Origin of the sequence: Novosphingobium sp. Fuku2-ISO-50 (assembly GCF_001519055.1) — a bacterium.
Classification (GTDB): Bacteria; Pseudomonadota; Alphaproteobacteria; order Sphingomonadales; family Sphingomonadaceae; genus Novosphingobium.
Genome location: NZ_KQ954297.1, coordinates 46255 through 72416, shown reverse-complemented (window position 1 = coordinate 72416; position 26162 = coordinate 46255). Strand labels below are relative to the sequence as shown.

General features: G+C 58.7%; 21 protein-coding genes. 5 read left to right on the top strand and 16 right to left on the bottom strand.

Annotated features, from left to right (window positions below; genetic code table 11):
- The first annotated feature begins 85 nt into the window (after positions 1-85).
- The gene (locus AQZ50_RS15420; RefSeq protein ID WP_197412517.1) at positions 86-2176 is read left to right on the top strand and encodes a right-handed parallel beta-helix repeat-containing protein; all 2091 of its coding nucleotides are present in this window, start codon (positions 86-88) and stop codon (positions 2174-2176) included.
- Positions 2177-2357: 181 nt separating this feature from the next.
- Here the strand turns inward: AQZ50_RS15420 and AQZ50_RS15415 are convergent, their stop codons facing one another.
- Entirely contained in the window at positions 2358-3050 is a 693-nt protein-coding gene (locus AQZ50_RS15415; RefSeq protein WP_197412516.1) for a sulfotransferase family 2 domain-containing protein, read from the bottom strand.
- A 132-nt stretch (positions 3051-3182) separates the two neighbouring features.
- Positions 3183-4253 carry an acyltransferase family protein gene (locus AQZ50_RS15410; protein WP_082703696.1) on the bottom strand — a complete coding sequence of 357 codons (1071 nt, stop codon included), beginning with the start codon at positions 4251-4253 and terminating at the stop codon, positions 3183-3185.
- 64 nt (positions 4254-4317) lie between these two features.
- On the opposite strand from AQZ50_RS15410, the gene AQZ50_RS15405 reads away from it, so the two are divergent.
- Genes AQZ50_RS15405 through AQZ50_RS15395 form a run of 3 tightly spaced genes read left to right on the top strand, consistent with a single transcriptional unit; the run spans position 4318 to position 7482 of the window.
- Positions 4318-5589: an acyltransferase family protein gene (locus AQZ50_RS15405; RefSeq protein WP_197412515.1), complete on the top strand. Its 1272-nt coding sequence runs from the start codon at positions 4318-4320 to the stop codon at positions 5587-5589.
- A 52-nt stretch (positions 5590-5641) separates the two neighbouring features.
- Positions 5642-6229: an LbetaH domain-containing protein gene (locus tag AQZ50_RS15400; protein WP_067747513.1), complete on the top strand. Its 588-nt coding sequence runs from the start codon at positions 5642-5644 to the stop codon at positions 6227-6229.
- 47 nt (positions 6230-6276) lie between these two features.
- Entirely contained in the window at positions 6277-7482 is a 1206-nt protein-coding gene (locus tag AQZ50_RS15395; protein WP_067747512.1) for a glycosyltransferase family 4 protein, read from the top strand.
- 48 nt (positions 7483-7530) lie between these two features.
- Here AQZ50_RS15395 and AQZ50_RS15390 read toward each other — a convergent pair whose 3' ends face one another.
- Positions 7531-8505, bottom strand: a complete 975-nt coding sequence (locus tag AQZ50_RS15390) for a hypothetical protein (protein ID WP_156427391.1) — start codon at positions 8503-8505, stop codon at positions 7531-7533.
- Positions 8506-8634: 129 nt separating this feature from the next.
- Here AQZ50_RS15390 and AQZ50_RS15385 point away from each other — a divergent pair, with 129 nt between their 5' ends.
- Positions 8635-9930: a glycosyltransferase family 4 protein gene (locus AQZ50_RS15385; RefSeq protein ID WP_197412514.1), complete on the top strand. Its 1296-nt coding sequence runs from the start codon at positions 8635-8637 to the stop codon at positions 9928-9930.
- A 26-nt stretch (positions 9931-9956) separates the two neighbouring features.
- Here the strand turns inward: AQZ50_RS15385 and AQZ50_RS15380 are convergent, their stop codons facing one another.
- The 13 genes from AQZ50_RS15380 to lptE form a co-directional block, all read right to left on the bottom strand.
- Positions 9957-10904 carry a hypothetical protein gene (locus AQZ50_RS15380; protein ID WP_231730332.1) on the bottom strand — a complete coding sequence of 316 codons (948 nt, stop codon included), beginning with the start codon at positions 10902-10904 and terminating at the stop codon, positions 9957-9959.
- Between the two features lie 49 nt (positions 10905-10953).
- Positions 10954-11997 carry an acyltransferase family protein gene (locus AQZ50_RS15375; protein ID WP_067747504.1) on the bottom strand — a complete coding sequence of 348 codons (1044 nt, stop codon included), beginning with the start codon at positions 11995-11997 and terminating at the stop codon, positions 10954-10956.
- Between the two features lie 77 nt (positions 11998-12074).
- Positions 12075-13148, bottom strand: coding sequence for an acyltransferase family protein (locus AQZ50_RS15370; RefSeq protein WP_067747502.1), 1074 nt, complete (start codon positions 13146-13148; stop codon positions 12075-12077).
- A gap of 84 nt (positions 13149-13232) precedes the next feature.
- Positions 13233-14783, bottom strand: a complete 1551-nt coding sequence (locus AQZ50_RS15365; protein WP_156427390.1) for a hypothetical protein — start codon at positions 14781-14783, stop codon at positions 13233-13235.
- A 5-nt stretch (positions 14784-14788) separates the two neighbouring features.
- On the bottom strand, positions 14789-15910 hold the full coding sequence (locus tag AQZ50_RS15360; RefSeq protein WP_067747498.1) for a hypothetical protein: 1122 nt from the start codon (positions 15908-15910) through the stop codon (positions 14789-14791).
- Between the two features lie 70 nt (positions 15911-15980).
- Positions 15981-18155, bottom strand: coding sequence for a GumC family protein (locus AQZ50_RS15355; RefSeq protein ID WP_067747574.1), 2175 nt, complete (start codon positions 18153-18155; stop codon positions 15981-15983).
- 59 nt (positions 18156-18214) lie between these two features.
- On the bottom strand, positions 18215-18913 hold the full coding sequence (locus tag AQZ50_RS15350) for a polysaccharide biosynthesis/export family protein (protein ID WP_231730331.1): 699 nt from the start codon (positions 18911-18913) through the stop codon (positions 18215-18217).
- Between the two features lie 301 nt (positions 18914-19214).
- Positions 19215-20369 (bottom strand): O-antigen ligase family protein, encoded by a 1155-nt coding sequence (locus AQZ50_RS15345; RefSeq protein WP_197412513.1) that lies wholly within the window; start codon positions 20367-20369, stop codon positions 19215-19217.
- Positions 20370-21032: 663 nt separating this feature from the next.
- The gene (locus tag AQZ50_RS15340) at positions 21033-21317 is read right to left on the bottom strand and encodes a hypothetical protein (protein ID WP_067747494.1); all 285 of its coding nucleotides are present in this window, start codon (positions 21315-21317) and stop codon (positions 21033-21035) included.
- Positions 21318-21526: 209 nt separating this feature from the next.
- Positions 21527-22540 carry an NAD-dependent epimerase/dehydratase family protein gene (locus AQZ50_RS15335; protein WP_067747493.1) on the bottom strand — a complete coding sequence of 338 codons (1014 nt, stop codon included), beginning with the start codon at positions 22538-22540 and terminating at the stop codon, positions 21527-21529.
- A 125-nt stretch (positions 22541-22665) separates the two neighbouring features.
- Positions 22666-24087, bottom strand: coding sequence for a sugar transferase (locus tag AQZ50_RS21030; protein ID WP_231730330.1), 1422 nt, complete (start codon positions 24085-24087; stop codon positions 22666-22668).
- A 552-nt stretch (positions 24088-24639) separates the two neighbouring features.
- Positions 24640-25662, bottom strand: coding sequence for a DNA polymerase III subunit delta (gene holA, locus AQZ50_RS15325; RefSeq protein WP_067747491.1), 1023 nt, complete (start codon positions 25660-25662; stop codon positions 24640-24642).
- Positions 25659-26117 (bottom strand): LPS assembly lipoprotein LptE, encoded by a 459-nt coding sequence (gene lptE / locus AQZ50_RS15320; RefSeq protein WP_082703692.1) that lies wholly within the window; start codon positions 26115-26117, stop codon positions 25659-25661. Before lptE ends, holA begins: the two co-directional genes overlap by 4 nt.
- Positions 26118-26162 lie beyond the last annotated feature (45 nt).

Sequence of the window (26162 nt, the reverse complement as noted above, 5' to 3'; positions counted from 1 at the left end):
GGCGCATTTCGCGTTGGCAATCAAACGCGCTTACCCCATAAGCTTTCCTGGGGATCACGATGTCTTGTTTCGGGGATTTTGTCTTATGACTGGACCCAACTTTTTTGCGGACAATCGCGGTGTCAGCTTTCGTCATGCGGGCGCGGTCGGCGCGCTGCTGGCAGCGGCGGCGACGATGATCGTCCAGCCGGCCCTGGCCCAGCCCGTCACGGATCAGCCCATGGGACGACCGCTGAGCAGCGTCGCTGCCGCGCGCGCAGCGGCGATGATCGCGGCCAACCGGGCGCTGTCGGACGAAAACACCCCGCCCACGACGTTTCAGTCGGTGGTCAGCCTGAACGATCCCGATGTCGTCGCTGCTGCCCGCGCCGCATCCGACAGGGCCGGGCATGACGGGCTGTATTACGACTATTTCCGGTTCATTTCGGCGATCAACACGGTGCGCGAGAAGAAAGCCGACAAACTCGACATCCCGCACGGCACGTATCACATCTACCCGCCGGCTAGTTTCAACAACGGCCAAGGGCTGATCAACCTCGTCAATCTGTCGCACGTCACGATCGAAGGCAACGGTTCGACGCTGCTGTTCGCATATCTGGGCAAGCCGGATGCCCCGCTGACCGCGATCCATTCGCGCGCGGGAATCCACATCAACCGCAGCGATCATATCGCGCTGACGAATCTGACGATGGATTGGGATGAAGCGCTGGCGGTACCGGTTGCCATCAGCGGGACCGGTCAGCCGGGATCGCCGCAGTCCCTTACGGTCAATTCGGCGTTTCCGATCAACCCGGCCATGCCGATGCCGATCTCTTCGTTCATTCCGTTCAACGTCGCGCAGCGTCGTTTTCTGCTGGCGCGTGACATGGCCCCGGCCGATCTGGCCGCGTGGCAGGCAGAGCGCAGTCCGCACGGTTCGTTGCCCTATGGCTGCGGCTCGTCCAGCCTTACGGCGACATCGACGTGCTTTCGCCATGTTTCGGGGCAGATTTACGCGTTCGGTCCTAACGAGCATTTTCATCCGGTGCCGCCGCATGCCAACACGTTCCTTGGCACGGTGCGCGACAACCTGTTCGCGGCGATCCTGGGCGACGGCTATTCGTCGTTCGTCACGATTTCGGGGGTCACGATCTACAATTCGCCGGGAACGGGGATTACCCTGATTGGCACCGGGCCGGCCATTCATATCAAGAAGTTGCGCATCGTGCGCAAACCCGATGCGCTGCTGGCGCCTGGCGAACAGCCGCGCTATCTGTCGACGGTTGCCGATGGGCTCAATTTCCTGACGACCGCTGGCGACATCGCGCTTGAGGACAGTGAAATCGCAAATCAGGGCGACGATGGCCTGAACGTCAATGCGGCGCTGCGGCGGGCGCAAGCGATCGATCCGCACACCGTGCGCACCGCCAATATCGGCCTGCTTAATTATTGGCGCGTCGGCGGATTGGTTGATGTCTATGATGACAAGGGCGGTAACCTTTTGGCAAAAGGTGTCCCGATCGCGGCGGTCGTTACGCCGCCTGCACCCGGACAGCAGGTCACCGTCACTTTGCCGTCGGGCTCGGCACCGCTTGTGGCAGGGGCCTCGTATCAGCTGCGGGTCCGGGATTTTGACAGCACACGCATTCTTGTGCGCAACAACTGGTTCCATGACAGCAGCGAACGCGGTGTCATCGCGCACGGCAGCGATATCGCCGTGATCCAGAACCGATTCGACCGAACCGCAGAAAGCGCGGTTCAGGCGCTATACGATAACCAGACCGGCAATGCCGAAGGTCCGCCCATCGAAAATCTGTTGATCGCCGGGAACACGATCCACGATGTCAACGACGAATGGTTTGATTCGACGTATCGTTCGGTCGCTGCCCCGGCGGCGATTGCGGTCTATCTGGCGTCACGTTCCGGATTCGCCAGCTATTCCGAAGCAGCCGACGGGAATGTGTTCGCGCGGCATGTGATGATCACCAACAATGCGATCGATTCGGTGCCCGGCGCGGGCATTCTCGTCTCTCAGGCACAAGATGTCGTCGTCGCCGACAATCAGGTGACCAATGTGGGGAAGCATGCGTTTGGAATGCCGGTGGTCGATGGCAACGCCGTCGTCGTTGAACGGTCGGCTGGCGTGAACATTTCCGGCAACAACGTCGATGCACCAATCATTCGTGGTGACAGGTAACGTACATGGCGAACTGGCGCGGCGGGATTTCCCGCCGTGCCACACGTTTCACCCTTCGCCACAGGTTTCACTCTTCGCCACAGGTTTCACTCTTCGCCACAGGTTTCACTCTTCGCCACAGGTTTCACTCTTCGCCACAGGTTTCACTCTTCGCCACAGGTTTCACTCTTCGCCACAGGTTTCACTCTTCGAACGTATATCCGAACAGTTTGATGTCTTCGGCATAGAGCCTGGCGATCAGATCCCGCGTTTTCGGGGTGTAGTAGCCGGCATATTCTGAACGCCGGCTGCTGTTTGTATGCTGCACCCCGGAAAAGCCCGGCAACGCGCCCTGCAGCCAGGTTACGGTCTGGTTGATGTCTTCAAACCGACCGATGTGATCGAACGGCATGGAGCCATCGGCGGCGCGGACATAAAAACTTTGCGGCTGGAATACCACGTCAAGTTTCACCAGATTCTTGTGTGCAAGCCAGTCGGTGACGAACCTTTCAAAGCTCTCGAATTCCGGCTTTCGGTATGTGGCGGGATGCCGGATCCGGACGATGCCTTCGATGCCGCCGCCGCCCAGCGCATAGTGATAGGCCGAAACCGCCCGGTCCCACGGATTGCGCACGATGGCAAAGCGCGGCAGCGCCAGCACATCGGGCGAGGCGCTTTTTAGAACGTTGTTGATGGTCAAATGCCCCAGGAACCCGCCATAGAGTGCCTGGCAAAAGCTGGTCCCGGCTGAGCGTGGAACATGCACGAACACCACGCCGGCCTGCCGAAACACGCCGTTTTTACGCGCGCCCCGAATCCGCCCGACAATGGGTTCGGGGACGCTCGACACGTAGACGTCCCTCAGTACCCGAACTATTTTTTCCGAAAAATTCAATCCGGTTACTCTTCGAAAATGCTTATGGTTCACCGCCTTGGCAAGAGCGGGACCATTAGCTTCTAGGTTTCCTATCATTGTTTGTAGAGGTGGTCCATAATGAACATTAACTTTTTGCAATTTCAAGAGGCGTTAACCGGATTTGCGCACCAGATTGATCAAAAATCGCCGCGCGGGCTGTTCAATCCATTGAAATGCAAGGATTGCGCCGACGATCGTCACGATCGGACTGATCACCTGATCAAACGGACTGCGGACCAGCAACGAACATAGTGAATGCAATGGCTGTTGCAGGATGTAGATGGCATAGCTGGCGCCGCCCAGTAACAGCAATGCACGGGTTGATAGTATGCATGTAACTGCTCCTACACCTTGTGCGCTGATCAGGATGAATATTCCGGCCAATACTGTAAAGATGGCCTTTGTCTGCATCGCTTCGGCCGAGGCGAGCGTGATCAGCATTGCAGCGACCAATCCCAGTTCCGCGATGCCGGCCGTGCGCGGTGACAGCGTTGGCGGCCAACGCACGAACATCTGGCACAGCGCCATGCCATAGGCAAATTCAGCCATTCGGAACAGTGGCATGGGTATTTGCGTGTCGGTCCCCAGAAACGGCACGACATGCACGCCCGGACTGATCGAGGGGGTGCCGAATGCGATGATCAGGGCGGCTGCGGCAATCGCCAGAGCGATGGTGCCGTTCCGGCCCAGTCGCCGGACAAGCGGCCAGAACAGTGGGAACAACAAATAGAATGCCGCCTCGATCGACAAGGTCCATGCCTGCATCACCCAGGCAAAGCCATGGCCGCTGGATGGGACGGTCCAGGCCTGCGTCATGGTCAGCACCGACAGCGCGTCACCGGGCGTCAGCGGCTTTTCAAGTACGGGCAGGGCAAGGATCAGTGCGAGCAGATAGACCGGATAAATTCGCGCGATGCGTGCCCACAAAAATCGACCGACGACCGGCGCGGACATTGATTCGGTGAAATGCGAATAGGCGATGATGAATCCCGACAGGACGAAAAACAGGCTGACCCCAAGGTAACCATTATGCAGCACATGGCGAATGGGCGATGGAGCGTGAATCCGGTCGGAAAAGCCCGCGCCATAATGGAACAGCAGAACCGCCGCCGCAGCAAAGAAGCGCACTCCGGTCAACGCCGGTAGCGGACGCCGTATGAATTGCTGCGCAGTGTTGGTCACCCCGGAAAGCCCCTCTTGTTCAAACGTGCCGTTTGCTGCGATTTACGCTCTTGCGAGAAGAGCCATGAGTTCGAAAACATGGATCGACGTGCCGGGTACGGCTATAACCGTGAAAATTGCCGCAATCCAAGCGATTCAATTGACCACGCCCGGCATCATGCCGTTTCAGGTCTATCTTGCGCCGCAGCATGGGAAGCGTGTATGCCCCGCCCGGCGACATCCATCGATCGGTGGCCGAAGATGGCATTGGCTGATAATCGGACGGCGGCAAAATGCCAGCAGGGGGCAATGTATGGGCGAGGTTCGTCACAACTATCGCGTTCTTCAGGCGGGCCGGGGCTTGGCGGCTTTGTCAGTTGTCGCGTTTCATGCCAACATGGTTTGCGCATTGCCAAAATATTTCGGACATGAGCCCGCGATATTCTTTCGTGCCGGTGGCAGCGGGGTCGAATTCTTTTTTGTGCTCAGCGGCCTGGTCATGGTGCTGGCCCATCGTGGCGACCTGGGACGAGATGGGGCGGTGCGTTCGTTCGCGTGGAAGCGGTTTCGCCGGATTTATCCGCCGCTGTGGGCCATGCTGTGTATCGTTCTGGTTATCCTGGCGGCTTTCCCGAACCTTGCGGCCGGGGTGCGCCCAAGCGCGGTCGAGACGATCAACGCCTTTGCCGCTGGCCCGGTCGATCCGACCATAAAGGAGCCCCTGCTTTCGGTTGAATGGACGCTGCGGCGTGAAATGCTGTTCTATGTGTTGTTTGCGGTGATGCTGTGGCGCTGGCGCTTTGGTATGGCGGTCATTGCGGGTTGGCTGGTGCTGTGTGTAGCAGCCGCATTGGTTGCCATGCCCTATCCTGCATCGTTCGTGTTCGATCCGGTCCACCTGTTGTTCGCCATGGGTATGGTTGTCGCCTGGCAAGTTCAGCGTACCTCCGAAATTCGCGGTGACCGGATCTTCGTGGCAACGGGCGCCGGACTGTTTGCACTCGCTTGGACCTGGTCCGACATTTACCCGGCCGACCATGCATTGCCTCTCGCGCTGTGGTGCTATGGTCTTGGTGCATCAGCACTTTCGCTCGGGTTGATCTCGCTCGAGCGCCGTGGCGCACTGGTCGTGCCGCCTGCGTTGACGGCCTTGGGCGACGCATCCTATTCGATATACCTCGTCCATTTGGTGGTGGTTTCTGCACTGACCAAAGTCGCTGTGGTGATTGCCCGGCATGTGCCGTTGCCGGGCGTTGTCTGGTGGCTGGCGATCGTGGCGGCGGGGGTGATCGCGGGAATCGCGTTCCATGTGGCGGTGGAAAAGCCGCTGTTGCGTTTGATTTCCAAACGTCGCTGATGGGGCTGATGGGTTGTGAGACGCGGATTTTCCGGATTGGAGGAGTTTGGCGATGACCGACGGTAACGGTCCGCTCAATTCGGCGCGCTCCGGCGTCCGCCTGAGCGGGCCCAGTTTTTCGTTGCGTAACCGCGTCGAACGCACGCTCTGGATGGTCGTGTGGCAATGCCTGGGCGCATGGACCCCGCCGCCGCTGCACCGCTGGCGGGCCTTGCTGCTGCGTGGTTTCGGCGCAAAAATCGCGCCCGGTGCGAAAATTTACGGATCCGCGATCGTGTGGCATCCCGCAAACCTGACCCTTGGGTCCGGGTCGGTCATCGGCCCCCGCGTCAGGGTGTACAATCAGGGAGCGATCACGATCGGGGCCAATTCGGTGATCAGCCAGGGCGCCCATTTATGCGCCAGCAGCCATGATTATGATGACCCCGATTTCCGATTGATCCTGAAGCCGATCGTGATCGGTGATCATGTGTGGGTGGCGGCCGATGCCTTTGTCGGGCCGGGCGTCTCGATCAACGATGGCGCCGTTCTGGGCGCGCGGGCTGTCGCGGTGCGCGATGTCGATGCGTGGACGGTGCAGGGCGGAAATCCGGCGCGGTTGATCCGTATGCGCCAGACATCGCCCCATGTCCGTCCTTGATCTCTCTCAACACGCGCTGACGGCATTCCCAAAGGAAATGGACAACCATGACTGAGATTCGCAAACAGCGCCGGGTTGCGATTGTGATCAGCCATCCGATACAATATTTCGTTCCGCTTTACCGGCATCTGGCCACCGATCCGGATATCGATCTGCAAGTGTATTACTTCAGCGATCAATCCATCCGTGCGGCCTTTGATCCCGGATTCGGAACGAGCGTGCGGTGGAACATCGACTTGTTATCGGGTTATAAATCCGAATTCGTCGGGAAGAATTTCGGTACGATCGAACCTTCGCGCTATAAGGCGACGTTTGTACCGGAAATATTCTGGAAGATTTTGCGCGGACGCTTCGATGCCGTCATCGTCAACGGGTATGCCTTGGCGGGCAATGTGCTGGCGGTCGCAGCCGCAAAGCTGACCGGCGCGCGGGTTCTGACCCGTTCGGATTCGAATGTCGAACTGATGCACGCCAAACGGGACAGTCTGGCCAAGCGCATCTACGTCAAGACGTTCTTTGCGGCCTGCGATCGGATGTTGGTATCCGGGCAACGCAACGGCGCGTTCTACAAAAAGTGGGGCGTGCCCGATCGCAAGCTGGTCGATACCCCGTTTACCGTCGACAACGAGCGCTTTCGCGATGATAGCCACCTGACGCCGGAGGCGCGCCGGGCGCTGCGCAGCACATGGGGATGCACCGATGATGCGTGCCCGGTATTCGTCTATGCGTCGAAATTCATGGAGCGCAAACAACCGCACCTGACGATCATGGCTGCTGCGCGGCTGGCCGGCGAAGGGCGCAAATTGCATCTCGTCATGGCGGGTTCGGGCGAGATGGATGCCGAATTGCGGCAGCTCGCCGCGGCTCATCCCGAACTGGCCGTGCATTTCACCGGTTTCGTCAACCAGGCGGAAATGCCCGCGCTGCTCGGCGGTTCGGATGTTTTCCTGTTTCCGTCCACGGGTGAGCCATGGGGATTGATCGTCAACGAGGCGATGGCCGCCGGACTGCCGGTGGTGGTGGGCGAAAAGTGCGGTTGTGCGCCCGAACTGGTGGAGCCGGGCGTCAACGGGTATCTGGTCGGCGATGGTGATCTTGACGGATTGACCGACGTCATGCGCGAATTGATCGCGAAGCCGGACTTGCGGCGAAGCATGGCGCAGGCCAGCCGCGACCGGATTGCCCGGTGGGGCCTGCGCGAAACACACGAAGGTATCCGCGAAGCCATCGGTCTGCCGCGGGCTCTGCCCTGACGTGCCCCATCGGCGATCCGTTCAGCACATCCCGTCACATTGGCCGGGTCACCAATAGCATCCGCCCTCGATTGCGGTTGCGTTACCGGGCGTTTCCGATTCGCCCGGGCGGCACCAATGTTCGTTGATCCGGTTGCGAAAGCTGTCCTGTTTGACCCAGCGGTCGCCGTACACGCCAAACATCACTTGCGTACTGCCGCCCAGATGAACCCCGACCTTGCCCTGCTTTTTGGCGTGCGCGCCCAGTGGCAGCGAAAAGGCGCCCGCGCCGATCAGTGCAACGTCATAAGGTTTGGCGTCCATTTCTGCCTTCAGGCGTGAAACGGCGCTGAACCAGTCCGGATCGCGCGCAACGCCCAGGCCCGCGCTCAAGGGAGCCCGGACCGTCGTCAAAGTGAATTCAGGGAGCATGTCCGGGTTTTTCCAGATCAGCGTGCGCTTGGCATATTGCCGTTCAACGGAATCGGTAAAGGGCGTCACGACCAGCACGCGCTTTCCGGCAAGCGATGCCGTCCACGGCGTGTCGCTTTCAAACGGATCCAGCGTCGGCATGGTAACAAGCGTCGGAACGCTTTTGAGACTGCGCAGGATTTCGAGCTCGCCTTCGACATTCCAGGAAATCAACATGCTGCAATTTTCGACGGCATCGAGATAGATCTCGAAAAAAGCGTCAAAAGTTGCGTCGTTCTGCGGGAAGACACCGGCATTGAGGTGCAGGCTTGTCGCCTGGTGCTGGGGGTAGGGGGGGGGAGCCTTGCCCGCCAGCTTCGCGCTACGCCGCTTCAGGAATGTCGCGCCCGCCCGGCATTCGACAGAACCCATCTTGCCTGCGGCAAATGGCAAGCCTTCCTCTATCGCCTTACGCAATGAATCGGATGACTCAATTACTGGCTTTCGCAATAATATCTGTCGCCGAGTCTTGTGGTAATTGACTCTGGTGCGCCAAATTAGATTGAGGATGGTGGGGCTTTTGCGCAAGGCGTTGATCAGAAGGGTTCGGCTATCAATGCGCTGTTCAGCCATCTTTACAAACTCATCCTGATTGTCTGTGCGTCTTTATAGCGACTTTCCGGTGCGATGGGAAGCGCGCCATCGCCGCGTTTGCCCCCTGATAGATCAGGAGGAGGGTGCCGCACGCCTGAATTTCAAGTCATGGTGCCGCGCACAAGAAAGCTGATACGATGGTATCCGATTTGTGTCGGCATGGCGAGCGATGATGGCATCCGCGCGCGTAATTCATCGACAGGCTATGCAATTTACCCAAATTTTGGTAGGCAATGGCGCGGATCGGTTTGGGCCATGGCAGCAAATCCGGCGTGTTCCGTTAAACTGTATGCGAGTATGCTTGTGACCGTTGCCCCTGTTGTATTTTCACCCGAGCTTTTCTCGATCCAGAATTACGGGGGGGTGGCTCGGGTCATGATAGAACTGGTTCGCGCACTTCATGGCTGCGGCGCGGATTGGACGGTTTGGGCCGGGCGTCATGGCTGTGAGCAATTGCCGCAAATCGCGGCGGAACTCGGCGCGGAAGAGCGTGTGATCGGGGATTTCGAAGGGAAACTGCCGGGGCGCCTGGTCAGCGCAAGCGAGAACGAATGGAAATTTCGCCAGTATCTGCGGTCGCGTGGGCGTGCGGTGGTCCATCGCACCCAATATCCGGTCATCGACATGATTCCTTCAGGCTTTCCCAAAGTCGTGACGTTACATGACATGTGGACAGAGCGTCCTGATGTGCGTGCGCTTGGAGCGTTTCGGAGTGGGTTCAAGCGTCGCGCGATGGAAGGCAGCGATGCGATCGTCTGCGTTTCGGACAATACGTTTAACGATCTGCGCGAACACTGGCCAAAACTGGCGGGCAAAGCCGTTGTCATCAAGCACGGTGTGCGCAGCATATCCGCCTACCCGGTGCCCGCGCCTTATGATCATCCCTATTTTCTCTATGTCGGTGCGCGGGAAGAGCGGAAGAATTTTGCGATCCTGATCGAGGCATTCCGGGCGTGCGATCGCTTTGGCGATGTCAAACTGGTCTGCGTTGGCGGCGGAGCCTTCAACGAGGCCGAACAGGCCTTGATCGCCGGCGCCAATCTGGCGGGGGCGATCGTCCAGCGGCGTGCGAATGACGATGAACTTGCCGGGCTTTACGAATCCGCTGTCGCGCTGCTCTACCCCTCACGCTTCGAAGGGTTCGGCATGCCGCTGTTGGAGGCCATGCTGCATGGTTGTCCGGTGGTGTCGAGTCCGTTGACATGCCTGCCCGAAATTGGCGGCGCAGCGGCACTGTATTGCGATGCGGATGATCCGCAGGATTGGGCCGCCGCCATGATGCGCCTGATCGATGACGAGGGGGCGAGGGCGCAATGCGTGGTGTTGGGGCGCCAGCGCGCAGCGGAGTTTACCTGGGATGATGCGGCGGCAAAGTATCTGAAGCTATATGCCGGAGTCGTCTGAAGAATGATGGGCAGGTATCATGCGGTTCAGGATCCATGGCCTGACGGTCGTTGCGGACATTCCCTGAAAAGAGTGCTCGCCAACTGCGTGCCGATCAATGCGGCGCCGCGCGCATTGGGGTGTATGCCGTCGAGATAGAGAGACGCGGCATTCGGGCTTTGGCTCAGTTCAGTCTTTGCGACGGGTATTCCCTCGGCATGAAGCTGCGCCAGAAATAGTGCTTCGGCCTGTTTGCGGGTTTCAGGCATCGGCGCACTGCCGTTGTGATAGAGGACTATCATGCGCACGCCGCGTCGATCCATTTCCCGCTTCGTCGCGGTCACGAGCGCGCGCGCCGAGTCAAAGTCTTTCCGGCTGAATTGAGTGCCCATGATTGACCCGTTATCGGCGGCACTGGGGCGCAGGCCAAGTCTGGGCAGGGCATAACGAAACAGGATTTCGCCCAGCGCGGTGTCTGGCGGATGGGTGGGAAACGAAGCGTTATGGTCAAGAATGGTGGATGGACTGGGGGGCTGATCAAGGTCCATGAAGTTGATCACCCAGACCAGCGTCCGGGCGCCGAACAGGCCGTGCTGATGAATCCATGCGATTTCGTCGAACAGCGACCAGCCGCCAGCCGATGCATTGAGCATTTCGTTCCGGCAGCCTTCGTTGGTCAACAGGCGCGACGTGACGGCCGGAAAGGTTTGGACGTCGTCAAGCTGGACCCCGCCGTTGGCGACCGAGTCGCCGAGTACCATGACCCGCCATAGGCCGGGCTGCGGGTTTGGTGAGACTTCTGACCCCCGCATGCCAAGCGAATTGATCGCCACGGGATGCCCCAGTCGCACCAGATGTTGGCCCGGAACAAGCTCATAGCCGGAAGCGGCAGCGCGATAGAGCGGCGGGTTGCCAAAGCCCTCGCATCGCGCGAGCCATTCCGCGGCGCCAAGCAGCGCAGCCGTGATGGCCATGATCGCCATCGCCGCGCGCATTCGCCGACGTCGCTTTGAGGGCAGAGTGGAGGATGTGTCTTGTGGCATTTCAATTGCGCGGCGCGCGCGGAAGATAGATATTGAGTTGTCGATCGGCGAGATAGGCGCTGACGATCAGCAGGACTGCGGCCATCGCAAGGCCAGCTGGCGATTTTGCGCGGTCCCAATCCACCAGGATCGGATAGTGTAAAACGTACAGGCCATACGAGATCGATGCGCAGTATGCGGCTGGCCGAGCGATCGGCAGGCACCAGTTCGCGGCCACTTTCCCCACAGGGGACGAAAACACGATCAACATCGCAAGTCCTGCCGCGAAGTGCCGGAACGGCAGGAACGGATAGAATCCCAGCCCTTTGTAACCGACCAGTTTGACGACTACCGCAGAAATTGCGCACTGCAGCGCCAACCAACCCAGCGTCGGCAGAAATGCCCGGAAGTCCCGAGCGCCTCGAAGATAGGCATCCGCCGCCATCGCCCCGGACCACCAGACGAGAAAATAGGCAACGACAAGGCAGGCGTGATTGGGCCATGCGACAAACAATGCATAAGCGGTGCAGCACACTACACCTACGATCATCCCGGTTTGGCCCGGGTTTTGTGACCATGCCCGCAACACGAATGGGAAGGCCAGATAGAACGCCATTTCATATGACAACGACCAGAGTGGATCGTTGCCAAGGAATGGATCCGCGATCACGCCTGGCTTGAGAGAACTGATATCCTGCAGCGAAGCCAGTGTTGCGAAAAGATCCCACCAGTTGAAACGTTTGAGGAAGTCTCCATTGTCTATCGCAATGGCTGTAGAAATTATTATCACAATAATGACGCCAGGATAAATGCGCCGAATACGGCGGATATAATAACCTTTCGGGCTTAGCGCGCGGCTTCGTTCATTGGCAAAGATAACAAAGCCGCTAAGGAGGAAAAAAACCAGAACAGCTTCTTGCCCAAAACGAAAGAGCAAGCCCAAGCCATGTGACCAGCCTCTGGCATTGGCGACATGATGTAGCACAACGTACGAGGCGGCGAGTGCGCGCGCCACATCGAGACCGGCACTGATGCGCGGGCTTAGCTTCGTCCGAGCCTCATCCATATATCATCCTGACGCGTCCAGTGAATATTATCGTGAAGCTAAGAACTTAGATACGAATTCGGCGTTTGGAGAGATGATCAGCCTAGCACCTTTTGGGAGCGTGTGCGCAGCGCCACGCGGTCCTTCAGGATCAGGAATGGTCGCTCGATCAACGCATAGCTGGCTGTTGCCGTGACCAGGGACAGCGCAATCGCGGCGGCGCCATTCTGGGGAAAGATCGAACCCGGCAAGCTGTACAATTGTTGCCAAACGTACAGGCTGTAGGAAATTCGGCCGCCAAACTGCATGGGCCGTGTCCGCAGGAACCGCGCCAGCGCGGTCTCAGGACCATGCGCCAGCGCCATGATCAGAAAGCCAGCCGACGCAGCTTCTAGCGTGCGTCCATAGGTGATTCCCCAAAGCCCGCGGAATTCCAGTGCAAGCAACGGGCAGGCCACTACCAGGAAAACGATGTTTCCGTAGAACGCCCGAGGCGACAATTTTACTAGCCAGCCTTTGACCCGCTCTTCGTTGAGGGAAAGCCAGGCGCCGAGCGCGATCGGGTCGATCGCGGTGTGGAACATGGCGTTAAGTTGGCCCCGCGAAACAGGAAACAGAACGTAGGATGTCATGCGTATCAACGGCATGGCCAAGATAATGAATATCAGCACCCGGCTGGCCCGTCCGCGCAGCAGGGTGAGTGCCAAAGGCCAGGTCCAGTAGAACTGTTCTTCAAGGGCCAGTGACCAGAAATGGCCGAATATGGTATGCCCCTGGCTTGACTGATCCTCGTGCAGGATCGTCATGCAATAGTTCCACAAGTGGGTCGCTGCCACAACGATCTGTGCGGGTTGCGCGGTGGCAAAATGCAGGGCGACGCAAATCGTTGCCACGACGATATAGGCATAAGACGCGGGCCATATGCGCAGGGCCCGACGCAAATAGAACTGGCCCATCGCGATCGTCCCGGTGCGGTCCAATTCGCGCGCCAAAAGATTGGTGATCACATAGCCGCTGAGCACGAAAAAGATCAGGACCGCGATATCGCCGTCAAAGAACACGCCCACGTAATGCGGAATGCCGTTTTCCGGTCCTTCAGCGAGATGTGACAGCAGGACGAGAAAGGCCGCAACAATCCTGAGGCCATCGAGTTCAAGCGATCTGCGAACCACGTTCTTTCCTCAAAATGGACTGCCAGGGCGTAAGCAGGTAGTGCAATCGCCCGAAATTACAGCTCTTTAAGATCGGCAAAGTATTCATGGCGCCAGTCTGGCCTTTTGCGAAACACTGCCGCTCTTTCGCATGACCTTGTGAAGCATGGCAAAGCCCCAGGCAATGATCGCGAGCGGAATGAATCCCCGCGCAAGGCTGGTAATCAAGGTCACGTCGGCTTCGCCGTCGAAAAAGATATACGAGGCGATAAATATTGCCCAAGGATTTTGCCAAATGCTGCCGTTGCAGACCAATTTGACAAGCGCAAAAGAAATGAATGTGACAAATGGTGCCAGCAGGAGCAGACCCCACTGTCCCGCCACGCCATATCCCGTGCCCAGCATTCCGAGCGCCGGACGAGAGACGGTATTGTCTTCGCGAATGGAGTAGCGCCAAGCGATTTCATCGTCGAGCGCGAAAAGTTTATGTTCACCGACAATGTTTTTCGGCAGAATGTTCTCGGCCGTATTTGCCAGGTATTCGTTCACGCCCAGCGGAGCACGACCGTCTGCCCGTGCCGTCTGGTCGATCGGCATCAACTGGGTAAAGCGGTCGGTGCCGAGAAGATAGGGGTACAGGTAGTCCATCTGTTTGGCCAAAGAGCTACTGGCATCCGCACCGGGCAATTTACCCTCGATTTCCTGCAACTCGATCGGATTGAAATTGGCCTCGTCAAGAATCTTTACCGTTTCGGCCAGGCGTTCGGATTTATCGACATTCAGACCGCGAACAATGTGGACCAGCGGGATCACATACAGAAATGCGATTGCAGCCGCGGTAATTGCCATCACAATAAAGCGTGGTTGTATCCGGATTCGATAGGCGATGATAAAGACCACGCCGGTCATCGACATAAGAAACGCTAGTGCCTTCTGATTGTTCAGCACAGTCAGAACGAGCGTGATGGTCAGAGTGACAATTATGAGCACCCGGTCCGAAAAGCTGTTGCGTTGTTTCAGCAATGCCAACTGCATGGCGAGAGCAAGCTGAATCAATGGCGAGAAAGCGCCCAGTGATGCAAGACCATTGGATTCCGCCAAGCCGTTGGCGATTTCCTGCGGCGTATGAGATGTCAGAGATACCACAATCGTGAATACCAGCCCGATCACGGACATGGGCATGGTATACTGGGCCAGGAATGCCGGATCGGCATAAGACCGCTCCAGCCATGTCCAGGTCCGCAGGCGGGTGCCCGGATAATGCCGCGTCATCACCCGCCCAACGGTCCGGTAGGCCAGGGTGATCATGCCGAACCCGCCCACCAAATAGGCCGAAGTCAGATAGGGAACGGCAAGGTTCATCTGCACCGGTTGGAGAACCAGTGTCTTGAGAATTAAAGAAAATGTGCCGTAATACAGGCATAGTGACAGATAGAGCAGGTCGGTCGGATCGAAATTTGTACGCGTCATCGGCCACACAGCGGCCATGCAGACCGCGTCGATTGCGAGCAAGACCAGCAGATTGGCGCCGAGCGCGATCTGGAACAAGGATATGACACCAATGCACAGCACGTAGATCGCCGCATGGCGCGGTAGGTGCCGGGCCTGCCTTGATGAAGGCGACCTTGGCGTGGGCGACGAAAGTGACTGGCGCATTGGGGTCATTCTTTCAACCGTAACAGGGCGACGTCGGCGATCGTCACGTTCGTGGATGGCGCCGCCCAAAATCCGACCACGGCGGTCGGGCAATCACCCGCAAACCGAATGTCGGCTGCATAAGTTGCGATGCGCCCGGATAGCGGCGCACCGGTCACGCTCTTGGCAAGATCGGCGTCGCAATCCAGCGTTACCGACAATGCGTGTGCATCGTGCGGATCGGTATCGGGCATGCGCCAGGACACGCGATAGGTGCCCGGCTTTGTGATCACGCGTTGGGCCAGGACGAGCGTCGTGGCCGGCATGGTCACGCGCAGGCGCAGGAACGGGTGGCCCGCCTGATCCTTGTCCGGGTTGATTGCGACATCGCCGCTTTCCGGTGCGACCCAATCCAGCGCACTGGCTTTGCCGTCGGCGATATATCGGATGAAATGGCCATCGTTGACCAGGCTTTCGGGCCCATGGCTTTGCGAGCAACTCGCATCGTGCACGCGCTGTGCTGCGTCCACCTGTCCGCCACCGAGAAGGCGGTCGATCAGCCCACTTGTCCCCAGGCATGACCAGATGCCCCGTCCGGCGCGACCGATCACATCGGCTCTCGCCGCGAGTTCGTCGATCGATTCGCGATCGAGGCCATAGGCGAAGACATCGGCCCACGGGGGGGATTGGCGCAGTCGCTCGGCGAGCGCGTCACGGCCCTCGTCATATTCGAGCAAGGGGTCGATAATCCTGTCGCGGCCACTGTTTTCGACCGGTCCACGCAGCAACGCGTCGGCCTGGATGGCTGCTGCGCCAAGATCGCCAAGCTCGATGCTCTTGGCCATCCAGTAGACGTGAGTGGCGGGATCGCGCCAGCCACGCTGCGCGCTGACTTTAAACGCGGCTTCTGCCCCTGCCGGATCGCCCGCAGAAAGGCGAATCCGGCCCAGACCGCCGATGACCCGTTCGTTGACCGGATCGGTCAGCAGAGTGCGGGCCATCAGCGATTCGGCAGTGCCCCATTGCCGCCGGTCGGCGGCCTGTTGCGCGGCGTTGTAGGTGGCATTGCGCGCATAGGGCCAGTTTTGGGGCGCAGGAACCGACGGGACATCGCCCGCAAGCCGGTCCAGCCCGCTGAACAATGCCACTCCGGCATACGCCCCTAGCGCAAGAGTGGCTGCCAATCTGAGGACGACATTGCCCACGTTCGCCCCTGTATCACTTATCGTCAGTGTAGTAGGAATACCTGTAATAATCATAGCCGTAGTAATCGGTGTAGCGGTTGGCCGCCTTGGTCGGATCGAACATTGTCAGCACGCCGCCCAAGATGTTGGCACGGACCCCGCGCAAGCGGTTCATGCTCGACCGCAGGGAGCCGCGACGACCGCGATCGGCCTGAATGACAAATACCGTACCCTGGACCATGTTGGCCAATTGCGGCGCGTCGGCAAAGCCCATGACCGGCGGGCAGTCGAGCACGACCACGTCGAAGCGTTGTTCAAGTTCGCGGATCAATCGGACCATGCGATCCGAACTGATCAGATCGCTGGGGCTGGGCGGAACCGGGCCCGATGTGATGTAGCTCAGGTTCGTTACCGGATCATGGCCGATGACATCATCGAGCCCGGCCTGCTGGGTCAAGACAGTGGACAAGCCAAGCTTGTTGTCCGCGTTCAGCATCGCGTGTTGCGACGGCCGCCGGAGATCAACGTCGACCAGCACCACGCTCCGTCCAAGGCGTGTGATGCTCTGGGCGAGTGCCAATGCGGTCGTCGATTTGCCTTCGGCCGGCTGCGAACTGGTAACCGCAATTGATTTGGGCAATCCGTGCTGCGACGAGAACAGCAGCGAACTGCGCAGCGAGCTGTACCCTTCGCTGACATGCGACTTGGGATCCTTGAGCGCCTCGACCAGATCTTCCTGCGGAAGCGACGGGATGACACCGAGCAGCGGGATACCCAGCTTTCCGTTGATGTCTTCAGGGATATGGATCGCGTCATCCAGTTGGTGCCGCACGGTCACCGCGATTGCCGACAGCAGGATGCCGATGACAAGCCCGATCGCAAGATATTGGACGATGTTGGGGGCACTTGGCTTGATCGGCACTTCGGCCCGATCGATGATCGAGATGTTGCTCGCGCTGATACCTGCCGATGCGGTCAGTTCCTTGTAGCGCTGCAGCAGATTGTCATACAGCAACCGGTTGGTATCCGCGTCGCGCGACAAAAGGTTGTAGCGCACCATCTTGTCCTGCTCCGAGAGCGAGGACCCCTTGAGCAGGCTAACCTGGGCATTCAGTTTGTTCTCGGCATCGAGGGCCGCGTCATATTGCTGTTTGACCGAATTGCGAATGCTCGTCGCAAGTCCCGCGATCTGCTTGCTCAGCGCGGCCTGTTGCGCCTTGAGCTTTATCACGGTCGGAAAATCGTCGAGATGACGCGCGCGCTCGCTCTGCAGGTCGCCGTCGATTTGTGCCCGACTCGCCAGCAGGGCGCTGATCGTCGTATTGCCCAGCACTTCGGGCGCATTCAGCAGATCACCATGCGAGACAGCGTTCCAGCGTTGCTCTGCGGCGATGCGCTGCTGTTCTGCGGTATTGGCCAGCATGTTGAGTTGCAGCAGGCTGGCCGTTGTCACCGAATTCGGCACCATCCCGGCCACGCCTGCGACCTGGGCGCTTTCGTCATGGGTCTTGATCAACCCGGCAGAGCGGGCGTAACTGTTGAGATCACGCTCAGACTGTTCGAGTTTGGCGCGCGCTTCGTTCAACTGGTTCGAGACAAATTCGCGCGCGTACGCCGAGCTGTCAAACCGTCGCTGCAAGTTGGCCTGGATATATTCATCTGCCCATGCGTTGGTGATTTTTGCGGCCAGGGCCGGGTCGGTCGCTGTAAAGCTGATCGTCGCAAGGCGCGAGTTGCGGGGCATGTTGGCGACCTTGTGGTCGAGCAACGCCTTGATGGTGTCGTCGAAAATTTTCGACTTGGGTGTTTTTGCAAGGTCTTCGCGCTTGCCGACCGCCTTGTAGAAGTTGACGTCGCCGACAAGGTTCAACCGCTGCGCGACCCGTTCTGCAATGGCGCGCGAGTTGATGATGTCCATCTGGGTCTGGAGGAAGCGATCGGTATCAGCCGCGCTGGCGATTTCCGTGTCGCTTGCATCCATGCCGGAGCTCTTGCCCAGCACCTGTGCCGTCTGGTTATCGATCTGAACCGACGTCGATGTGGTATAGCGCGGCGTGGTCAGGAGCGTCACACCCAGAGCGGCCAGCAGCGAGAAAGCCAGGATCATGCCGATGAATCGGCCATATCCCAGGACGATAACCACCAGCTTGCGAAGGTCTGCTCCCTGCTTTTCCTCGGTGCCGGTATCGGCGGTCTGCAGGCTGGACATAGCCGCCTCGTATTCCGTGACGGGATGGTTTTGGGTGGGCTGCACGGAGCTGGACCTTGTCAATATTTGAGCTGGGTGAAGACATTGAACAGGGGCGCAGCCTGCAAGACGTCCCGATAGATCGACTTGGAATGGGACAGGCCCACCACGACGAGGTCTCCACCGAGAATCTGCGGGTCTGGGTCAACCCCGGCGCGAATGCGCGTCACATTGAAGCGAGCTGCCAGCCGTTTGCCAGCTTGCGTCCTGAATATCACAACTTCGGTAAAGCTGGCTCTGTTGGTCGGGCTCCTTGCCAAGGCCAATGCGCCGAGCAGAGTCGTATCCCGGGTAACCGCATAGCTGCCAGGTTGGGTTACCTCACCTTCGATGTTCACCAGATGCGGCATCGGGGTCGTGATGTTGAGCGTGACATCGGGCGATTTGATATAACGGGCGCCCAGCACCTGCTCGATTTGTTGTTTGGCGGCCGTTGTTGTCAAGCCGCCGACCCTGATCGACCCTGCAAGCGGCACCTGAATATATCCGGCATCGTCAACGACCAGCTTCTGGATCGCCATGTCCGGTTCGCCGAGAACCGAATAGGTCAATTCATCGCCCGGCGCAATTTGGTACTGGGATGGGCTAACCGCATCCTCAATCGGTGGCATCATCTTGTAGGCGGGGGCGTCCGATGGAAGATGGTTGTAAAGATGCGGACCGCATCCAGCGAGACAAAGACTGGCTGCGGTCGCTGCAGCGACTTTGGGCAGGTTCACGATGCTAGCTACTCCTCAATTCGGCATGCCACTTTTCCGACAGCCAGCCAGGTCGGTTTGTGCTGGACAAAGCATCCGCCCTTAACCGCATCCTTGGGCCTCGTTAGCGTGGTTATACCGTATTCATCCGTTCTACGTCATCTGCCTGCCATGGTCATAAGCCTTGCCGGCCATCGCACCATGCTTCGATAGTAACCGCACATATGAGCTTCAGCCTAGCCTGCGAAACGATCTTTGTCATTTTTTTGTGCTGCGCACAATATATCAGGTGCTGACGCATGGAGGCGTGAATCCGATGGTGTCATTCCGACGCATGAGCCCGAATCCGTAACGGCATGAGCATTGCTGCGGCCGTGCCAGCAAGTGCCGCAAGTGCCATGCTGCGCATGGGATAATCGAGCAGACCGTGCAGCCCGATGTGCAGCAAAGTGCCAGTTGCGAAGATTACTTGCGCGCGATAGTCCGTGCTGGCGCCTCTGCGCATGACCGAGCGCAGGGCCTGCGCTCCGCTGCCGATCAAAATCATGCAGATGATTGTCAGAACGATGATCCCCGGGGCCCCCGATTCGAGAACCCATTCCAGCCAGTCGTTGTGGGCGCGCATGTCCATCTCGGGGATCAGGCGTTCGATGCTCTGGGTTGCATCATAGACAACCTGGAAGCTGCTGATCCCTCCGCCCATCGGCCAGACCGAAGCGATCGCCTTGATGGTATCGTGCCAGATATCCCACCGCCGCTCGCCAATGCCTCCGAATCGGCTCATGGCATGCTGCACCTGCTCAGTCTGAGCCAAAATGAGGCAGCCAACAACGGGTATCAGCAGAGTCCACTTCGGCAGGAACGACATTTGGTGCGTGATGGTCGGCCATAGTATCCATACCGCAAAAACGTAGGTCAACGGCAGGAGCAAGGTGCCGGTCCGCGAACCGGTGAGGATCGCTCCAAGCGCGAATCCGGTCATCACGGCCATAAAGAGAGTCAGTTCGATCGCTTGCAGGTGGCGGCGGTGCGATACGCTCGCCATGATCGCGGCAAGTGCGAGAATGGCCACCTGCAATGTGTCGGTTTCCGCATTGCGATTGGCGTGAAAGCCAAGCAGCCACCCAATATTTGATTGGGAATAGAGCGACCAGCTGTAGCCACCGGCAAGTGACAGTTGAAGGCTGCCGAGCATGACCGACGCGATCGCGACTGCGACGATCGCGAAGCACAGGCTCAGCCGCCCAGCAATATTGAGGCGCGCGACTGCAAGAAAAACGGCCAGTTCGGCCAGAATCGCCAGCAATGATGCCAATGTACGGGCCGGACTGAGCGTCAACGGCATCCAGTGATTGGCTTGGTTTACCAATGTCAGGGATGCCACTTCCGCTTGCCGTCCGGGCAAGGCGTGCCAGATTGGCGGGGGAAGGGGCAGCAACTGAGCGACCGGAATTAACAATGCCAGGGCTGCAATCACTAGTGCTGTTCGCGGGCAACGCGCTGTTTCCAGCCTTCCGTCTGAACGGGGCGGTGGCCACCACGCGACGGCCACGCCAAAAAGCGGCAAGAGCAATTCAAGTGCAAGCTCGGATGACGGATTGCTCGTGCCTCCTCCTCCCAGAACGAGGCACGTGCCGAGCATCAGGGCGGCGAGGCCGCTTTGCCGGTCTGGTCTGAATCCCGAGCGTGTACGGCGCGATGTTCCCTCTGGCTTTGACCGGGCGCGATTTCGCGATGAACGGGGACGCGCTGAAATCATGTCGGCACCTTGGAGCAACGTGCGAAAAATCTGGAGCCAGTGTGAAATCTGGCGACTTTGATGTCAAAATAGCGGCTTAAAGTATGAATGCATATAAATGCATGCAGGCGGTAGCCAAATTTCGGAGCATTGCATCCTGCGCTTCACCATAACTTGAGGGAATTTTTGGTAGATAAGCGGGGAAGGGCAGTTTGTGTTCGTGTCAGTGAACCTCGGTGTTGAAGTGTCTTGCGGAATTCAAAATTCGTGCAGCGCTCGCCAACCTACCGCATGCCGATTCGCGTGATCGACGGGCAAAATAAGAGCCCGCCTGATGTTCGTTCAGGCGAGCTCTTAAAAAAATCAGTATGCCTAAAGCAACTCAATCGTTACATTTGACAATCAGGCTCCGGTCGATACCGGGTTGCTGCTCTTGGTGGCTTCGACGATGCCGACAATCAGCCCGCCCAAAACGGCTGCGCCGAGGACGAACCCAACAGCCGAAATGCCACCATCACTGGCAACCCCGGCCTGCTCGTGCTTGTTGACCAAGCGGCTTACTTTCGCAGGGTGAGCGCGAACGACGGACGGCAGGGCAGCGCCCGGCATGGTATCGGCATGAGCGAGTTGAGCGTTTGCCAGGCCCAATCCGGCCAATGCAACGAGAGCGATATGCGTGGCTTTCATCGAGAACCTCCAGATTTCCGGTCGAGCCTTTCTTTATCACCATCTGCGGGTATGTTGCAACAGCGAAACGATAAAGGAACGCCGAAACGGATTAAAAATCGGGCGATTAGCTCATGCGCGTAATAAGGCATGCATCGTGTTGAAAACGCAAATATTTATGTCACCAAAATCGAAATTTCCGCAACGCATTGCTGGGTTGGGGCTTTGTTTTATGTTCCGAAATAGTCGCGATACCAATTGACGAATGCGCGAACACCTTCCCGAACCGGAGTCGAGGGGGCATAGCCCGTCAATTCGCGTAACTGGGTTGCGTCTGCCCAAGTCGCTGGAACATCGCCTTTTTGCATCTCGAGGTAGTTGCGAATCGCCTTGCGGCCGCATTCGTCCTCGATGGCGTCGATAAAATCGGTCAGTTTCACTGTGTCGGAATTGCCGATATTGACCACGCGGAACGGGGCGGATGGGCTTAGCGTATCCCATTCGGGAACATTCGTCGGGTCATCGGTCCGCGCGGGTACGGCATCGATCAACAGGCGAATGGCGTGAACCAGGTCGGCGACATAGGTGAAATCACGATACATTTCGCCGTGGTTGTAAATGTCAATCGCCGTTCCTTCGAAAATGCCTCTGACAAACTTGTACAGCGCCATGTCGGGGCGCCCCCACGGCCCGTAGACCGTAAAAAAGCGGAACATGGTCGTGGGCAGGTTCCACAGGTGCGAATAGCTGTGGGCCATGATTTCGGTTGATTTTTTTGTTGCAGCATAAAATGTGAGCGGATGATCGGTCTGATGCTTTTCGCTGTAGGGCATCGTTGTGCTGGCGCCATAGACCGACGACGTCGATGCCATAAGCAGATGTCCGATGGTAAATTCACGCGCGCATTCCAGCACGTTGAATGTGCCGACAAGATTGCTTTCGAGGTACGAGCGCGGATTTTCGATACTGTAGCGCACCCCCGCTTGTGCAGCGAGGTGCACCACGACATCGGGCCGTTCGTCGATGAATACCCTGGTCAAAGCCGCCATGTCTTCAAGTCGCGCCTCGGTCGCCTTGAATCGGGCGGACTGAAGAAGCATCGCATGGCGTCGGCGTTTCAGGCTGACATCATAATAGTCGGTCATCGCATCGTAGCCGACGACGTCAAAGCCTTCTTCAAGCAGGCGACGGCAAAGGTGAAAGCCGATGAATCCCGCCGATCCGGTTACAAGAACTTTTACCAATGATTCCACTTTCTATCGCAAGCGTGCGCGATTGCATCCGGTCGTGCCCTCGTCGCCGGATCGGTTATGTCAGCCGTTGGTTGACCGATGGTTTAGAGTGTGCGGCAATAAAGCTGCATCAGGCGCTAAAACGCCTTGTCATGAAACAGGACTTTGATTGTCCCGAGGATTATCTTCACATCACGCAGGACAGTCCAGCCGTCGAGATATTCAAGGTCGGCCTGAAGCCGATGGGTGAGGTCGATCTCGGTGTCCGTCGCCCCGCGCAGCCCGCGCACCTGAGCGAGCCCGGTCAAGCCCGGCTTCAGTGAATGGCGCAACAGGTACCGCGGATCGACTTCCCAGAACGGCTTGTTGCCGGCGAGCGAGCCGATAGCATGCGGGCGCGGTCCCACGACGCTCATATTTCCGCGCAACACATTGATCAATTGTGGCAATTCATCAATGCTGGTGCGGCGGATGATCCGGCCAATGCGCGTGACGCGCTCGTCATCGCGGCTGGCAGAACGGGTTCCGGTAAGGTCGAGTTGCTGGACGCGCATCGAACGGAATTTGTAGATCCAGAACAGCCGGTTGTTTCGCCCCTGACGCTGTTGGAGAAAGAATACCGGACCGCCATCCTCGACGCGGATCAGGATGGCGACGCAGATCAGCAACGGCAGCATGAAGAGCAGTGCTGAGCCGGCAGTCGCGATGTCCATCGCGCGCTTGATGGCTCGGTCGAGCGCGCTGAGCGGGCCGACCGAGACGACCAGAGTGCCAAAGGAATAGCAGCGGCGCGCGCCGACCACGCCCAGGCTATGGACATCGGGATCGACGATTTCACCGGAGACATTCGAACCTTTGAAAATCATGGCCCAAGCCGCGCGGCGTTCGGGTTCGCAAGACACGAGCACGCGGTCCATGTTTGTCATGAACAGGCCCAGCCGATCGAGCATGTGGGGGTCGCAAAAGTCGGGTTTGAGATTGTGTTCACGCGTCTTGATGGTCCAAGCGCCAGGTAGCCGCACCGGTACGCCGCCATCGTCGATAATGAGAACGTTTTCAGCCGTTGGGCCGCAACGAAGCAGCACAAATCGGCGCATCACGCTGCGGATGCTGACCAAGACGATGGCCGCTGCCAGCACGTTGACACCCATCGGCAGCCGACCCACCGTGAGTGGGCTGTGTGCCAGATAAGCCATGAAGATCAGCGTGGTGACCGTTCCGAATAGCGCATAGACCACCCGCAATTGCGCAAAGCGGAGCGCTGTCAGCGCTCTGACCGAATAAAGTCGCAGGCTGAGGGCGACGGCCCAATAGACCGGGATGAACAGCAGTACCAGATCGGCCAGAATGCTGCGATCATTGTTTGTGGCGAGAGTCCGGCCAACCGACAGGAACGCCACCGCGATGCCGACCGCATCGAACGCCATCAGTGCAAGGTAAATTTGCAACCGCCGACGTTCAAGCGAAGGGCCCAGCGGCAACGTGAAGCGGCGCCTGTCGCCCGTGCCGGCACCATCTTTGCTCGGCAGCACAAAGGCATGATTGGTGGTCATGGTCATGTCACCCCGCCCCCCGTGCATCTGCTGTCCAAAGCCTCAAGTCGTGTTGAAATGTTGGCGCCAAGAGATTTTGCGTTGCATCAATTACGGAAAAATCCGATTCGGTGCAACCGCTAGTTTCTTGGTGAAATGTCGCTTCGTCGTGCACTGTGCTCAACTCATCATTTCCGGCGAAGCTGACCTTTGACCTATATTAGCTAAGTGAAAAAGTAGACATTAATCGTTTCGCCGTCGTGCCATTTGTCGACGCGGGAAAATTCGGGCGCCGTCCATCTGCGCTCGAATCAAGAAATCGCGTTGATTCAAAACATAGCAAGCGCGGACGGTGCGGATAAGTGAATTAAATAAAAATTATCCGTGGAATTTTATAACGTATTTCCTGTAGCTGTGCGCATTTTTAGAAAATTAATTTTTTCCGCTGAACCGGCGCTTTATTTAAAGTCGTATGGAGTCATTTTTTATTTCCAGACCCATCGCTGCATAAAGTGCGCGTGATGGTGCGCGCATAGTGGCTGATGAGGGCTGCGCCATGGGTCGGCAAGGCGTGGCGGATCAGCGCGCAGCAGCGCGCGCAATCTCGGCCAGCCCTTGTCGCAACCGCAGCTGTGCGCCCGCACTGTCGGTCAGCATCGCGCGGTGCAACAGGGTAAGGCGGTTCAGCAAGCGCTCGAGACGAGCGCCTCGCCATTTGTGCAGTTGCAGCATAAGATCGGCTTTGTCCTTGAAAAAGATGCGTCTTGCCTGCGCTTCCTGTTCAATCAAGGCGTTCACGTTGCCGCCGGGGCCGAGCCTGGCGGCCAGTTGCGCCAACTGGACTGCGCGGCGTTCGAAGGCCAGCAACAACCCCACCGGATTGATGTCTCCAGAGGCAAGCCGGGGCAGTTCGTGTCTGAGCCGGTCGGTCAAACCGCCCAGCGTCGCGTTGACGATCGGCGCCATGCTGTCGTCTCCGGCCTCGGTGCCGATCGCTGCAAGATCCTTGGCAGAGGCCGTCTTGGGCGATTCCGGGCTGGCGTCGAGATAGAGCGCCAATTTCTCGACTTCGGACCGTGCAATGCGCGTGTCGAGCCCTGCGGCCAGCGCGATCCGTTCGGCCAATTGGCTGTTCAGTCGCAGCCCCGCAGCATCGCCGCCGTTTCGCACGGCTTCGGCAACCGTTCGCGTGTCAGGGGGGTAAAATATGGTGACCAGCGCGTCGTCGCGATCCGTCAGCAGCTTGGCCACGCGGGATTTGTCGGTCGCGCCACCGGCCACGATCAGCACCGGCCAGCCGGACACCGGATCGGCAGCCAGCGCGGCAATGGCGTCATGCGCCTCATCGCCCGACATGGTTACGCGGATGATCCGTTTGTCGCCGAACAGCGATGTCGATCTGGCTTCGTCAGCCAGGCGCGGTGGATCGCGCTTCAGTTCTGATCCGGTTATTTCAACGACTTCGGCCTTGCCCAACCGGTTCGTCACGAGCGCGGCGGCATCGCCCGCGCCGGCTTCGTCGGCGCCGCAGAAATAGAATATCCGGACCTTGTGCAGGGCCCGGTCGACCATGCCGGCAAAGGTCTTTTGGGTCGCCTTCATCGTGGCTTTCCGGCTTCCCTTTTGCCGCGATTTTCTTGACGAAGGCGCGTGGCGACGCGGGTGACGATCTGGTTGGCGATGTCCTGGCCGAGATTTTCCTGCGCGGTCTGCTCTGCGGCGATGACCGCATATTCGCTGGACACGATATCGATCCCGGCGTCGGCATCGGCTGTGCTGTCGAGCATGATGGCGCCCGTCGACAGGTCGACCAACTGATACCGCGCGCGCATCACTCTGCGCTCGCGGCTGACCGAATCATCGGACTGGACGATCATTCCGGTGAGCTTTTCATCGAGCCGGACGTCGAGGCGATAGCGCGGCGTGCTTGTCCCGGCGGCGTCGAGCCGGTCGGCGAGCGCGTTGCGCACGAGATAGCCCGCCTTGCCCTCGATCGGCGAAATCGTCACCGCGCCGATGTTGTGCACGACGGCGCCCGATGCGCCATCGGCATACATGGGCTGCAGCCCGCACGCAGCGAGCGGGGACGCGGCGAGCGCCAA

Bases quoted from the DNA above. Each gene is read 5' to 3' on its own strand.
- AQZ50_RS15420 (WP_197412517.1), top strand. From the start codon at position 86: ATGACTGGACCCAACTTTTTTGCGGACAATCGCGGTGTCAGCTTTCGT.
- AQZ50_RS15405 (WP_197412515.1), top strand. From the start codon at position 4,318: ATGAGTTCGAAAACATGGATCGACGTGCCGGGTACGGCTATAACCGTG.
- AQZ50_RS15400 (WP_067747513.1), top strand. From the start codon at position 5,642: ATGACCGACGGTAACGGTCCGCTCAATTCGGCGCGCTCCGGCGTCCGC.
- AQZ50_RS15395 (WP_067747512.1), top strand. From the start codon at position 6,277: ATGACTGAGATTCGCAAACAGCGCCGGGTTGCGATTGTGATCAGCCAT.
- AQZ50_RS15390 (WP_156427391.1), bottom strand. From the start codon at position 8,505: ATGGCTGAACAGCGCATTGATAGCCGAACCCTTCTGATCAACGCCTTG.
- AQZ50_RS15385 (WP_197412514.1), top strand. From the start codon at position 8,635: ATGGTGCCGCGCACAAGAAAGCTGATACGATGGTATCCGATTTGTGTC.
- AQZ50_RS15380 (WP_231730332.1), bottom strand. From the start codon at position 10,904: ATGCGCGCGGCGATGGCGATCATGGCCATCACGGCTGCGCTGCTTGGC.
- AQZ50_RS15375 (WP_067747504.1), bottom strand. From the start codon at position 11,997: ATGGATGAGGCTCGGACGAAGCTAAGCCCGCGCATCAGTGCCGGTCTC.
- AQZ50_RS15365 (WP_156427390.1), bottom strand. From the start codon at position 14,783: ATGCGCCAGTCACTTTCGTCGCCCACGCCAAGGTCGCCTTCATCAAGG.
- AQZ50_RS15355 (WP_067747574.1), bottom strand. From the start codon at position 18,155: ATGTCCAGCCTGCAGACCGCCGATACCGGCACCGAGGAAAAGCAGGGA.
- AQZ50_RS15340 (WP_067747494.1), bottom strand. From the start codon at position 21,317: ATGAAAGCCACGCATATCGCTCTCGTTGCATTGGCCGGATTGGGCCTG.
- AQZ50_RS21030 (WP_231730330.1), bottom strand. From the start codon at position 24,087: ATGACCATGACCACCAATCATGCCTTTGTGCTGCCGAGCAAAGATGGT.
- holA (WP_067747491.1), bottom strand. From the start codon at position 25,662: ATGAAGGCGACCCAAAAGACCTTTGCCGGCATGGTCGACCGGGCCCTG.
- lptE (WP_082703692.1), bottom strand. From the start codon at position 26,117: ATGTATGCCGATGGCGCATCGGGCGCCGTCGTGCACAACATCGGCGCG.